Origin of the sequence: Spiribacter roseus, from assembly GCF_002813635.1 — a bacterium.
Classification (GTDB): Bacteria; Pseudomonadota; Gammaproteobacteria; order Nitrococcales; family Nitrococcaceae; genus Spiribacter; species Spiribacter roseus.
On sequence record NZ_CP016382.1, the window covers coordinates 1,323,680 to 1,336,943 of the forward strand.

Consider the following 13,264-nt stretch of genomic DNA (forward strand, 5'->3'; position numbering starts at 1 on the left):
CGCCTAGGGCTCGACGATATAGCCGGGCAGATCGTGATCCTCAGCCAGGCGCTGGGCCATTGCCTCAGCCGCCGACCGCGTGTCCACCGGGCCCACCTGAACGCGATAGCGCAGACGATCCTCGCGGTCATTCTCGGCGATGCGGACCGTCAGGCCATCCTCATCGAGCCGCCCCGACAGGCGCCGGGCGTTCTCGAGACTGCCAAACGCGCCGACCTGCACGAAAAATCCCGCGCCACTGCCCGCCGCCGGGTCCGGGCTCACGGGCGCCGGGGCCTCGGATGGTGCCGCTTCCTCGGGGGGAACCGGCTCCGGTGTCCCGTCGGTGGTGTCTTCGGGCAGGCTCGGCGCCGCGTCGAGGGAAGGCTCGGCGGGCATGTCCAGCTGTATATCGACGCGGGTCTGCTCCACCGGGCCACTCAGCAGCATCGGCAGGAAGATGACACCCAGCGCGACCAGCACGATCGCCCCGATCAACCGCTGTCTGAATCGCTGATCCACCCCTGTGCTCCGCGTCACTCCACCGCCTCAGTCTCGGCTGCTGCCGCCCGCGTTGCAAGGGACAACGCCTGCCTGCATGAACGCCTCGACGACCCGGAAGGATCCCGCGGCCACCGCCAGATCGCTGCCCGCTGCGCGTTGCTCAAGCTGCTGACGCGCCCCGGCCGCATCACCACGGCCAATCACCACCGCACCGACATCCGCCAGCGCCCGTTCAATCGCCTCGGCGGAATGACTCTGAGGATCGTCCAGCGACAGGGCATACCACTCATCAACCACCGGGGCGAGCCGCTCGATCAGCACCCGCAGCGGCTTGCGGGCCATCAACCCGAACGCCATACGCACCCGGCCGTGCTCGCGATGGGCGGCCAGTCGGCGGGCGAGCAACTCGATGGCCGACGGGTTGTGACCGACATCAAGCAGCCATCCACCCCCCGGCCCCGGCGCCCGCGACTGACGCCCGATAAGACGCGCCTTGGCGAGCCCCCGGGCGACACTGGCGGCGTCGACACCCAGCGATGGCATGCCACGGGTCAGCGCCGCCACCGCTCCGGCGGCGTTGGCGAGCGCCGCATCGCCCATCCACTCCGGGCGGGGCAGATGCGCATAGTGGCGGTGATCGTCATGCCACGACCAGTCCCCATCGCCGCTGGCATACCCATAGTCCCGGCCCAGCTGATGCAGCGGGGCGGGTAGCGCCGCAGCCCGCTCGGCAATCCGCTGCGGTGGCTGGGGATCGGAGCAGATGATCGGCCGATGCGGCCGGGCGATCCCGAGTTTTTCACCGGCAATGGCCTCGCGGGTGTCGCCCAGCCACTCCATGTGATCGAGATCGATGGTGGTGATCACCGCCACCTCCGGGTCCAGGCAGTTGCTCGCATCCAGCCGGCCGCCCAGTCCTACTTCCAGCACCCATGGATGGGCCCCGGCGGCCCGAAAACACCAGACAGCGGCGAGTGTCGAGAACTCGAAGTAAGTGAGGGTGATCGATCCGCGCGCACGGTCAATGGCCTCGAACGCGGCCACGATGTCGGCGTCGTCCGCGGGCTTTCCATCAATGCGGATACGCTCGTTGTAGCGCAGCAGGTGGGGCGAAGTGAAGGCACCCGGGCGATGACCGGCAGCCTGCAGGATTGATTCGAGGCAGGCCACGGTACTGCCTTTGCCGTTGGTTCCCGCCACGGTGATGATCGGCGTTGGATCGCTTTGCAGCTCCAGCCGCCGGGCGACCTCGGTGATCCGCTCCAGACCCAGATCGATCCCGCGCGGATGCACCCCCTCGAGCCAGGCGAGCCAGCGCTCGAGCACGGTCGCGGCCATTGGCGTCGATCAGCTCGGGGCGGCGGCGGCCTGCCGGGGCGCCGGGGCATGGGTCAGCATCGCCAGCAGGGAGGCAATGCGCACACGCTGCTCACGGCGGTCGATGATCCGGTCCACCGCGCCGTGTTCAAGCAGAAATTCACTGCGCTGAAACCCCTCGGGCAACGTCTCGCGCACGGTCTGCTCAATGACCCGGGGCCCGGCAAAACCGATCAGCGCGCCGGGTTCGGCGACGATGATATCGCCCAGGGTCGCGAGACTGGCGGACACACCCCCCATGGTGGGATCGGTGAGGACGCTGACGAATGGTACGCCGGCGTCCGAGAGCCGCTTCAGTGCGGCACTGGTCTTGGCCATCTGCATGAGCGAGAGCAGTGCCTCCTGCATGCGCGCGCCCCCGCTGGCGCTGAAACACACCAGCGGGCAGCCCGACTCGCGGGCCTGCTCGGCGGCGCGCACGAAGCGCTCCCCGACCACAGCCCCCATGGACCCGCCCATGAAGCGAAATTCAAAGGCCACCGCCACAACGGGCTGATCCATCAGCGTGCCGCGCATGGCCACCAGCGCGTCCCGCTCGCCAGTGGTGCGCTGCGCCTGACTCAGCCGATCCTTATAGCGCTTGGAATCCTTGAACCGCAGCGTATCGACGGGCTGCAGCTCGGCACCGATCTCGCTCTGCCCGGCTTCGTCCAGAAACAGCGCCAGCCGCCGCCGTGCGCCAATGCGCATATGGGCGTCACACTTGGGGCAGACTTCGAGATTGCGCTCAAGCTCGGGCCGATAAAGCACGGCATTGCAGGCCTCGCACTTGGTCCAGAGCCCCTCGGGAATGCTGTGACTGCGCCCGCCCTCGGTGCGGATCCGCGAGGGCATGAGCTTTTCAAACCAGCTCAATCCACCACCTCCGCCAGCGGTGTATCAAGGCCGGCACGCAGCTCGCGGGTGATGGCCTCGACCGCATCGCCGATGGCGGCGTCGTCACCGACATTCTCGGCGATGCGCGAGACGATGGCCGTGCCCACCACGACCGCGTCGGCGACCTGGCCGAGGCGGGCCGCGTCATGGCCGCTCCGCACCCCGAACCCGACACCCACCGGTGTGCGGGTGGCCTGACGGATCGTATCGACATGGCTGCCGACGTCATCCACATCCAGGGTGCCTGCGCCGGTCACACCCTTGAGCGAGACATAGTAGACAAACCCGCTGGCCTGGCCGCAGATCGAGTTGACGCGCTCCATCCGGGTGGTGGGCGCGACCAGCCAGATCGGATCCAGCGAGTGCGAGAGCAGCGCCGCCACCAGCTCGCTGCCCTCCTCGGGCGGCAGGTCGACGGTAAGGACGCCGTCCACGCCGGCGGCAGCGGCATCCCGGGCAAAGGCCTGGTAACCGATCTGCTCGATGGGGTTGAGATAGCCCATCAGCACCACCGGCGTATCGTTATCGGTGCGACGGAAATCGCGCACCATCTCGAGTACGCCACGCAGCCCGGTGCCGTTCTCGAGCGCACGGTCGCAGGCCGACTGGATGACCGGCCCGTCCGCCATCGGATCGGAAAACGGCATGCCCACCTCGATCACATCGGCGCCGGCGTCCACCAGCCGGTGCATGAGCGGGACCGTCGCCCGGGGGTGCGGATCGCCGCCGGTCAGATAGGTGACCAGGGTCTTGCGCTGCTCAGCGCGGCGCTGCTCAAAGCGGTGCCCGATCCGGCTCATAGTTCCATCCCCTCTACCTCGGCCACAGTGTTGATGTCCTTGTCGCCACGACCCGAACAGTTGATGACGATGATCTGATCGGGCGACATGTCCGCGGCCAGCTTTTCGGCATAGGCGATGGCGTGAGCGGTTTCCAGCGCGGGGATGATCCCCTCGAGCTGCGCCAGGTTGTGGAATGCCGCGAGCGCATCGTCATCGTCCACCGCCACGTACTGGACACGCCCGGTGTCCTTGAGCCAGGCATGCTCTGGCCCGACCCCCGGATAATCCAGGCCCGCCGAGACCGAATGGGTGGGCATGATCTGGCCGTCGGCGTTTTCCATCAGGTAGGTCCGGTTGCCATGCAGCACACCGGGGCGCCCCGCCGACAGCGGCGCTGCATGGCGCTCGGTGGCGACGCCCTCACCACCGGCCTCGGCCCCGTAGATGGCGACACCCGTATCGCCGAGGAAGGGGTGGAACATGCCGATGGCATTTGAGCCGCCGCCCACGCAGGCCACCAGCGCATCGGGCAGCCGCCCGTGCTGCTCGAGGCACTGTTCGCGGGTTTCGCGGCCGATCACCGCCTGAAAATCCCGGACCATTTCCGGATAGGGGTGCGGTCCGGCGACGGTGCCGATGATGTAGAACGTATCATCGACATTGGCCGCCCAGTCGCGGAATGCCTCATTGAGGGCGTCCTTGAGGGTGCGGGTGCCGGAGTCCACCGGCACCACCCGGGCACCCATCAGCCGCATGCGGTAGACATTGACCGACTGCCGGCGGACATCCTCGGCGCCCATGTAGACGATGCACTCGAGCCCCAGCCGGGCGCAGACAGCGGCGGTTGCCACCCCGTGCTGGCCGGCGCCGGTCTCGGCCACGATCCGGCGCTTGCCCATGCGCACCGCCAGCAATGCCTGACCCATGGTGTTGTTGATCTTGTGCGCACCGGTGTGATCCAGATCCTCGCGCTTGAGGTACAGCTGCGCCCCACCCACGTTTTCCGTCCAGTGCCGGGCGAAGTACAGCGGCGTCGGCCGGCCGACGTAGTACTGCAGGTCGGCATACAGTTCGGCCTGGAACTCGGCGTCCGTCCGAAAGCGGTCATAGGCGGCGGCCAACTCCTCGAGCGGCGCCATGAGCAGCTCGGGGACGAAACGCCCGCCGTAGGGACCGAAATGCCCGAGCGGGTCGGGGAACTCGCCGTAATCGACGGGGGCTTCAATCGCCTGGATGACGTTCGACACGATAGACCTCTTCTATGAAGGCGGCGATGCTTCGCCGATCCTTGATCCCAGGGGCGGATTCGACGCCGCTGCTGCAGTCGACGCCCCAGGGTCGAATGGCTTCGACGGCCTCGGCGACGTTATCGACGCGGAGTCCGCCGGCCACGATGATGCGGGGTTCAGCCGGCAGCGACTGGTGCCAGTCGAATGCCTCGCCACTGCCGCCAGCCGCCCCCGGCGGGTGTCCATCGAGCAGCAGCCCGGCCGCGGCCGGATGCTCGCGGGCCACCGCCCAGGCATCGCCGCCGGCCATGCCGACTGCCTTGATGTAGCGATCACCGAACTGTTCGCAGAACGCCGCCGACTCATTGCCGTGAAACTGCAGCAGATCCAGCGGAACAGCTGATCTGACCCGCCGGACCTGCGCGGCATCCGCGTCCAGGAACAGTCCCACGGCGCTCACCAGCGGCGGCAGCGCCGCCACGATCCGGGCGGCCTGCGCCTCGCTGACACAGCGCCGGCTGGGCGGATGAAACACCAGTCCGATCGCATCGGCGCCGGCCTCCGCCGCCATCACCGCGTCTTCGGGTCGCATCACGCCGCAGATTTTGATCCGGCACCGCACAGTCATAGTTTACTCATCGCCCTCATCAAGGGCAAAAACCGGCCCCTTCGGCGGCACCGGCAGGCCAAACCGCGCCGGATAGTCAACGCCCACCAGATACAGCCCGGCGGCCGGCGCCGTCACGCCCGCGCGCCGGCGATCCCTGGCTGCCAGCACCTGCCCCACCCAGTCGGGGGGATGGTCGCCGGCGCCCACCCGCATGAGCGTTCCTACCATATTACGGACCATGTGATGCAGGAAGGCGTTCGCGCGGATATCAAAAACAAGCACTCCGTGGCGCCGGTGGATGCCAAGCGCATCCACCCGGCGATGCGGGTGATGGGCCTGACAGCCCGCGGCACGGAAACTGCTGAAGTCGTGCTCACCGAGCAGCGCGACGGCGGCCTGCTGCATCGGTTCAACCGCCAGCGACCGCCATGTCCAGCCCACACGATTGCGCAGCAGCACCGGCTGCGTCGGCCGGTCGACCAGCAGATAGCGATACCGCCGTGACGCCGCCGAGCGCCGGGCATCAAACCCGCTCACTGACTGCACCGCCCAGCGCACGCCGATGCCGCCCGGCAGATGCGTATTCACCCCCCTGACCCAGGCCCGGTCCGGACGCGTGGCGTGGGTGTCAAAATGCACGACCTGCTCACAGGCATGCACGCCGGCATCGGTCCGCCCGGCTGCCACGGTGGTCACCGGATGACAGGCCACCACAGCCAGTGCCTGCTCCAGTCGCGCCTGGACGGTATCCGCGTGGTGCTGACGCTGCCAGCCGCTGTACGCGCTGCCGTCGTACTCGACGCCGAGCACCACCCGGGTCATGCCTGGAACAGCGGATGATCCGGTGACAGCGCCCGTCCCTTGCGGGCCACCGTCCGCCAGCGCTCGTCATCGGGATCGTCAAGCTGGGCCCGAAGGACATGCGCCTCGGCCTCAAAGCCGGACCGGTCTGAGCGCATCGCCAGCACGTCGAGCAGCTTCAGGCGCAGATCGATGCTGTCCGGCGCCTCGCCCAACGCCTCGTCCAGCATTGCCTGGGCGGCCTCGAGCCGGCCATGGGCAATCCGCTCGCTGGCCTGGGCGAGTGGATCCTCGGGCGCCTCATCCAGCGGGCGCACCCGCGGCTCGCCCAGCGAGGTCTCGGCCACCCCGGCGCTCTGCTCGACCCGACCGCCGGCGGGCCGCCAGCTGTTCGGCATGGCGGATGCGGTGTTCTCGCGCGCGCGCCGACGCCGCACAAGCCCCAGCAGGATCAGCGAAAGCACCAGTGCCGTTGCCCCGAGAGTCCACTGCACCGCTGGCCGGCGCAGCGTGACGACGGGATTGGCGAGCGCGGCGCGGGCATGCCCTTCAAGCCACGCCCTCACCTGCCCGGCCGTCAGTGTTTCGGTGGGTGCCGGCGGGTCGGGCGTGGGCGCCGGTTGCGCGCTTTGCGCCTCGAGCCGCGAGAGATCGGCTTCAAGCCGCGAGAGCGTGGCCTGGAGCGAGCGGTTCTGCTGACTGAGCTCGGCATTGGACGATTCGAGTCGCTGGAGCTGTGCCTCCAGCGGCTCCAGCGCCGCGTCGAGCCGCTCGCCGACATCCCCCGATCCCGACCCGGTCAGCCGCGGATCCGGTGGCAGCAACTGCAGCCGGGGTACCGGCGATGACGGCGGGGCGGTCGATGTCGTCGAGGCCGACCCGGTCACGGTGCTTGCCCCGCCATCGGCCTGCCAGGACCGGCCCTGGGCACGCACCCGCTCGGTGGCCGTGGGCTCGTCCGGGAACCGCAGCGCTTCGCCACGCGGCACCGCCAGATAGCTGTCACGCCTGAGTGCGTTGACGTTATCGGCACTGAAGCTGGCGGGATTTTCCGCGAGCAGCGAGAGCATCATCTGATTGTTGGTCACTGTCGGTGGGCGCAACTGCTGGGCCAGACTGTAGAGCGTATCCCCGGAGCGGGTCGGGCCGAATCGGGCGCTGGACGCCGGGCTGGCCTGCAGCCGGCCACCTTCGTTGGCGATGCGGTAACGGCGCAGCAACTGCCCGTCCGGCCAGCGCAGACGGACGAGAAACTCCAGCGTCCCGCCCGGCTCGGACACGGCGGTGGGCGCGGCGGTGGTGACCCGGATTCGATCCGCCGGGGACGTCTCCTGCTGCAGGGTCAGGCGCGGCGGCAGCGTGGAAGGATTGATCCCTGCCCGGGCATGCCCGCGATCGCTGGCCCGGGTGACGTCGAGCGCGCTGAGCGCCACCGGCCCGGTTTCGCGAATGGTGATGTGCCCGCGCAGTGGCTCGTCAGGGGCCGAGGCCAGTTGCAGATCGCCCAGCTCAAGGGCCGATGCCGATGGCAGCGCCACCAGCAACAGCCCGGCCAGCGCGATCGCGGGGCGCATCAGTCCTCCACCAGCAGCCGCAGCATGCGGCGCAGCGGCTCCGCGGCGCCCCAAAGCAACTGATCCCCCACGGTGAAGGCCGACAGGTAGTCGTCCCCCATCGCCAGCTTGCGCAAGCGCCCCACCGGGATATCCAGACCGCCACTGACCGCTGCCGGCGTGAGCTGCTGCTGACTGGCGGCGGGCTCATTGGGGACGACATGGACCCAGTCGTTGGCCTCGGCCAGGAGCGTTTCGATATCGGCCATCGGCACATCACGCCGCAGCTTGATGGTCAGGGCCTGGGCGTGTGAGCGCATGGCGCCGATCCTCACGCACAGGCCGTCGATGGGCAGCGGATTGGTCCGCCGGCCCAGGATCTTGTTGGTCTCGACCCCGGCTTTCCATTCCTCGCGGCTCTGACCGCTATCCATTGCCCGATCGATCCAGGGGATCAGGCTGCCGGCCAGCGGCACGCCGAACTGATCGGCGGGGTACTCGGCACTGCGAAGCGCCTCGCTGACGTCGCGGTCGATATCCAGAATAGCGCCCGCCGGATCGGCCAGCCGCGTGCCCGCCGCCGCGTGCAGATGCCCCATCTGCCGCAGCAGCTCGCGCATGTGCTGGGCGCCGGAGCCTGATGCCGCCTGATAGGTCATCGGCGAAATCCACTCCACCAGATCATGTTCCAGCAGCCCGCCAAGCGCCATGAGCATGAGACTGACCGTGCAATTGCCCCCGACGAAGGTGCGCACACCGTCGCTCAGCCCCTGACGGATCACCCCGGCATTGACCGGATCGAGGACGATCATGCTGTCCTCGGCCATGCGCAGGGTCGAGGCGGCATCGATCCAGTAGCCCTGCCAGCCGGTGCGGCGCAGATCGTCATAGACCGCGCCAGTGTAATCACCGCCCTGACAGGTCACGATGATGTCCATCTCCGCGAGCGCCTCGATGGAATGGGCATCGCGCAGCGCCGGCACCGGCTTGCCGACATCCGGCCCCGGCTGTCCGGTCTGCGAAGTGGAAAAGAACACCGGCTCGATGTCGGCGAAGTCATTCTCGCGGCGCATGCGGTCCATGAGCACCGAGCCCACCATGCCGCGCCATCCGATCAGCCCTACCTTGTTCATGCATCCCCCAGAGAAAATTCGAATGAATCGCTATTGATAAAGCGCGTTGACCACGGCCTGACCCATGGTGCGGGTGTCGGCCGCCCGCGCCGGATCGGTGGCCAGATCGGCCGTGCGGTACCCGTCCGCCAGCACTCTGGCAACCGCCTGTTCGACGCGGTCCGCCAGCGCCGCCTCATCAAGGCTGTGGCGCAGCATCATCGCCACCGACAGCAGCGTCGCCAGCGGATTGGCCAGGCCGCGACCCGCGATATCCGGCGCCGACCCGTGGACCGGCTCGTAGAGCCCGCGCCCGCCGTCATCCAGCGACGCCGACGGCAGCATGCCGATGGAGCCGGTCAGCATGGCGGCGCAGTCCGAGAGCACATCGCCGAACAGGTTGCCGGTGACGATGACATCGAACTGGTTGGGATCGCGCACCAGCTGCATGGCGGCATTGTCGACGTACATGTGACTGAGCTCGACCTGCGGGTAACGGGCGGCAAGGTCAGTCATCACCCCGCGCCAGAGCTCGCTCGACTCAAGCACATTGGCCTTGTCCACCGAGCACAGGCGTCCGCCACGGCGGGCCGCCGCCTGGAAGGCGGCATGACCGATCCGCTCGATTTCGTCGGCGCCGTAGACCAGGGTGTTGAAACCCTCCCGCACCCCGTCATCGCGGGTCCTGAGCCCGCGGGGCTGGCCGAAGTAGATACCACCGACGAGCTCGCGCACGATGAGGATATCCAGACCGGCAACCACGTCGGGCCGCAGCGACGAGGCCGCCGCCAGCTCCGGGAACAGCATGGCCGGGCGCAGATTGGCGAAAAGCCCCAGTGTCGAGCGGATCTTCAGCAGACCGGTCTCGGGACGCTGATCCCGCGGCCGATCATCCCACTGTGGCCCGCCCACGGCCCCCAGCAGAATCGCATCGGCGGATTCCGCGAGCCGCCGCGTGGTGGCCGGGAATGGATCACCCTCGGCATCCACCGCGCAGCCGCCGAGGTGGGCGTATTCAAGCTCGGCATCCAGGCCGAAATCCGCACTCAGGGCCCTCAGCAGACGGTCGGCCTCGGCGACGATCTCGGGGCCGATGTGATCGCCCGGGAGCAGCAGAATTCGATGCGTCATGACGCCTCAATATCGCTGAACAGCCACGGCGTGACCATGCGCTGGCGCTGCTCATAGGCGTGGATGGCATCGGCGTGCTCAAGGGTGACGCCAATTTCATCCAGCCCCTCCACCAGCATGTGCTTGCGGTGCGGATCGATCTCGAAGGAGTGACGGGTTCCCTCCGGCGTCGCCACCCACTGGCCGGGCAGATCAACGGTCAGGGCATAGCCGGGCTGTTCCCAAGTCGCCTCGAACAGGCCCTGGACGGTCTCCTCGGGCAGGGTCAGCGGGAGAATGCCGTTCTTGGAGCAGTTGTTGTAGAAGATATCGGCAAAGCTGGGCGCGATCAGCACGCGAAAGCCGAAATCCGCAAGCGCCCACGGCGCGTGCTCGCGGGACGAGCCGCAGCCGAAGTTGGCCCGCGTCAGCAGGATGCTCGCCCCCTGGTAGCGCGGCTGGTTGAGGACGAAATCCCGGTTCAGCGGGCGATCACTGCAGTCCTGTCCCGGCTGTCCTTCGTCCAGATAACGCCATTCGTCGAACAGATTGGGACCGAACCCGGTGCGATGGATCGACTTCAGGAACTGCTTGGGGATGATCGCATCGGTGTCCACGTTGGATCGGTCGAGGGGGGCGACAACCCCCTCGACGCGGGTCAATGGCTCCATTGTCTAGTGCTCCAGCTCTCGGACGTCGACAAAATGACCGGCCACGGCGACCGCCGCTGCCATTTCGGGACTGACCAGATGGGTCCGGCCGCCACCGCCCTGGCGCCCCTCGAAATTGCGATTGGAGGTCGAGGCGCAACGCTCGCCGGGGCTCAGACGATCCGGGTTCATGCCCAGACACATCGAGCAGCCGGCGTCCCGCCATTCGAACCCGGCTTCCTTGAACACCTGATCCAGGCCCTCCTGCTCGGCCTGCCACTTAACCAGGCCGGATCCCGGCACCACCATCGCCTCGCGGATGCTCCGCGCCAGGCGCTTGCCGCGCAGGATGCGGGCCGCCGCGCGCAGATCCTCGATCCGGGCGTTGGTGCAGGAGCCGATGAAGATCTTCTCGGGACGGATCTCGCGCATCGGCGTCCCCGGCGTGAGGCCCATATACTCCAGCGCCCGCTGCATGCCGGCGCGCCGGGTCTCGTCGGGTTCGTCAGCCGGGTCGGGGACCACACCGTCCACCGACACCACCATTTCGGGCGACGTCCCCCACGAGACCTGGGGCTTGATCTCGGCGGCGTCCAGCGTGACTACCCGGTCGAACACCGCGTCCTCGTCGCTGACCAGCGTCCGCCAGTAGGCCTCCGCCTGCTCCCACATCCCGCCCGTCGGTGCATACGGCCGGCCGCGGACGTATTCAATCGTGGTGTCGTCCACCGCCACCATGCCGCAGCGCGCACCGGCCTCGATGGACATATTGCAGATCGTCATGCGACCGGACATGGGCAGGGACCGAATGGCCTCGCCGCCGTACTCCACCGCATAACCGGTGCCACCGGCGGTGCCGATCCTGCCAATGATCGCCAGCATGATGTCCTTGGCGGTCACGCCCGGGCCGGGCTGGCCGTCGACCCGGATGAGCATGCGCTTCGAGCGCGCCTGCACCACGGTCTGGGTGGCCAGTGCATGCTCCACCTCGGAGGTGCCGATACCGAACGCCAGCGCCCCGAGGGCGCCGTGGGTGGAGGTATGCGAGTCGCCGCAGACCACGGTCATGCCCGGCTGCGTCGCGCCCTGCTCGGGACCGATGATGTGCACGATCCCCTGGCGCCGGTCCATCAACCCGAACTGGGTGATGCCGTACTCGCGGCAGTTGCGGCTGAGGGTGTCCACCTGCAGCGCCGAGATCGGATCGGCGATGCCGCTGGCGCGCCCGGTGGTCGGGACGTTGTGATCGACCACGGCCAGATTGGCATCGACCCGCCACAGCGGGCGGTCGGCCAGTCTCAGGCCCTCGAAGGCCTGAGGCGATGTCACCTCGTGCACGAGCTGGCGATCGACATACAGCAGTGCCGTCCCGTCGCCGTTGTCGCGGACGACGTGGGCATCCCAGAGTTTGTCGTAGAGGGTTTTACCGCCCATGAGATCCTCTTGTCCGGCCATTCGGATTGGTCATATTCCAGCAATAGTATACGCCGGCGGCCAGCGGCGGTTAAGCGCGCGCCGCATACAGCCGGTCGCGGGCCGGTACAACGCTGAACGCGACCATCGACGCGACCGCCGCCAGCCCCGCGGCCAGATAGAACGTCTGCGCTCCACCGGCGCTGTCCCACAGGCTGCCCGCCACGAAACTCCCCAGTGACACCCCGGCGCCGAAGGTCATGCTGCTGTACAGGGCCTGGCCGCGGCCCTGCAGCCCCCCGGTGAAGTAGCGGTGGATCAACGAGATCGCCGCGGCGTGATAGACGCCATAGGTGGCGGCATGCAGCAGCTGGGCGAACCCCTGGGTGGCGGCCACTTCGGGAAACCGCGCCACCAGCAGCCAGCGCACCACGCCCAGCAGCATTGCCACGGTCAGCAGCCGGCGGGGTCCGAAGCGCGGCAGCCAGCGGGGCATGAGCAGGAACACGCCGATCTCGGCGATCAGCCCGATGGACCAGAGCAGCCCGATGGCCGTCGCGCTGTAACCATGGGATTGTAGATAGATGCTGTAGAACGCGTAGAACGGTCCGTGGCTCGCCTGCAGCAGAAAGCAGGCGATCAGCAGCCCGAACACCTGGGGCTGGCGCAGCACGGCGAGCAGCCCCTGACCATCGGCCGAGTCACTGGCCTGTCCGGCCTGGGGCACGCTGAGGCTGACCAGGCTGAGCGCGGCGAACAGCCCGACCAATACCACCGGGACGACGCCCACGCCCACCCGGTCGATGCCCTCGCCCACCACCAGCACCGAGGCCATGAACCCGACCGTGCCCCAGAGCCGGATCCGTGGATAGCGATGGGTCTGACCGGTCAGGTGGTTCATCGTGTTGGCTTCAAACTGGGGCATGGCGGCATGCCAGAAAAAACTGAACGCGATCATCACGGCGGCCATCGCGGCAAACGAGCCGCCGGCCGCGAACACCCCCGAAAAGCAGATCAGCGCGCCGATGCTGGCCAGCCGGATGACACGGATGCGGTGACCGGTATGGTCCGCCACCCAGCCCCAGAGGTTGGGGGCGATGATCTTGGTGCCGTGCATCAGCGCGATCAGGGTGCCGATGGCGGCCGCATCAAACCCCTGGGCCTTCAGGTAGGGCCCCCAGTAGGGGGAGAGCACCCCGAGGACTCCGAAGAAGGCGAGATAGAAGGCCGACAGCCGGATGGCCGGTACCGCAGGAAGACCGCCGATG

13 protein-coding genes are annotated in these 13,264 nt (G+C 68.1%); all 13 read right to left on the bottom strand.

Features of this window, described 5'->3' with window-relative positions; translation table 11 throughout:
• Positions 1-3: 3 nt before the first annotated feature.
• Complete coding sequence (locus tag BBH56_RS06450) at positions 4-519, bottom strand: SPOR domain-containing protein (protein WP_157809118.1); 516 nt, start codon at positions 517-519, stop codon at positions 4-6.
• 9 nt (positions 520-528) lie between these two features.
• Entirely contained in the window at positions 529-1,821 is a 1,293-nt protein-coding gene (locus tag BBH56_RS06455; RefSeq protein WP_148122319.1) for a bifunctional folylpolyglutamate synthase/dihydrofolate synthase, read from the bottom strand.
• Between the two features lie 9 nt (positions 1,822-1,830).
• Positions 1,831-2,715, bottom strand: coding sequence for an acetyl-CoA carboxylase, carboxyltransferase subunit beta (accD, locus tag BBH56_RS06460; RefSeq protein ID WP_069134156.1), 885 nt, complete (start codon positions 2,713-2,715; stop codon positions 1,831-1,833).
• A complete protein-coding gene (gene trpA / locus BBH56_RS06465; RefSeq protein ID WP_069134155.1) occupies positions 2,712-3,536 on the bottom strand; it encodes a tryptophan synthase subunit alpha in 825 nt (274 codons plus the stop codon). The genes accD and trpA overlap by 4 nt, the downstream gene beginning before the upstream one ends.
• Positions 3,533-4,765, bottom strand: a complete 1,233-nt coding sequence (gene trpB / locus BBH56_RS06470; RefSeq protein WP_069134154.1) for a tryptophan synthase subunit beta — start codon at positions 4,763-4,765, stop codon at positions 3,533-3,535. The genes trpA and trpB overlap by 4 nt, the downstream gene beginning before the upstream one ends.
• A complete protein-coding gene (locus tag BBH56_RS06475; protein WP_148122762.1) occupies positions 4,740-5,369 on the bottom strand; it encodes a phosphoribosylanthranilate isomerase in 630 nt (209 codons plus the stop codon). Before BBH56_RS06475 ends, trpB begins: the two co-directional genes overlap by 26 nt.
• A 9-nt stretch (positions 5,370-5,378) precedes the next feature.
• On the bottom strand, positions 5,379-6,179 hold the full coding sequence (gene truA, locus BBH56_RS06480; RefSeq protein WP_148122320.1) for a tRNA pseudouridine(38-40) synthase TruA: 801 nt from the start codon (positions 6,177-6,179) through the stop codon (positions 5,379-5,381).
• Positions 6,176-7,732 (bottom strand): type IV pilus assembly protein FimV, encoded by a 1,557-nt coding sequence (locus BBH56_RS06485; protein ID WP_148122321.1) that lies wholly within the window; start codon positions 7,730-7,732, stop codon positions 6,176-6,178. Before BBH56_RS06485 ends, truA begins: the two co-directional genes overlap by 4 nt.
• Entirely contained in the window at positions 7,732-8,844 is a 1,113-nt protein-coding gene (gene asd / locus BBH56_RS06490; RefSeq protein WP_069134151.1) for an aspartate-semialdehyde dehydrogenase, read from the bottom strand. The genes BBH56_RS06485 and asd overlap by 1 nt, the downstream gene beginning before the upstream one ends.
• Positions 8,845-8,874: 30 nt before the next feature.
• Entirely contained in the window at positions 8,875-9,954 is a 1,080-nt protein-coding gene (gene leuB, locus BBH56_RS06495) for a 3-isopropylmalate dehydrogenase (protein ID WP_148122322.1), read from the bottom strand.
• Complete coding sequence (leuD, locus tag BBH56_RS06500; RefSeq protein WP_148122323.1) at positions 9,951-10,604, bottom strand: 3-isopropylmalate dehydratase small subunit; 654 nt, start codon at positions 10,602-10,604, stop codon at positions 9,951-9,953. The genes leuB and leuD overlap by 4 nt, the downstream gene beginning before the upstream one ends.
• Before the next feature lie 3 nt (positions 10,605-10,607).
• Positions 10,608-12,017 (bottom strand): 3-isopropylmalate dehydratase large subunit, encoded by a 1,410-nt coding sequence (gene leuC, locus BBH56_RS06505; protein ID WP_069134267.1) that lies wholly within the window; start codon positions 12,015-12,017, stop codon positions 10,608-10,610.
• A 70-nt stretch (positions 12,018-12,087) separates the two neighbouring features.
• Positions 12,088-13,263 (bottom strand): MFS transporter, encoded by a 1,176-nt coding sequence (locus BBH56_RS06510; protein ID WP_144348090.1) that lies wholly within the window; start codon positions 13,261-13,263, stop codon positions 12,088-12,090.
• Between the last annotated feature and the right edge of the window lies 1 nt (position 13,264).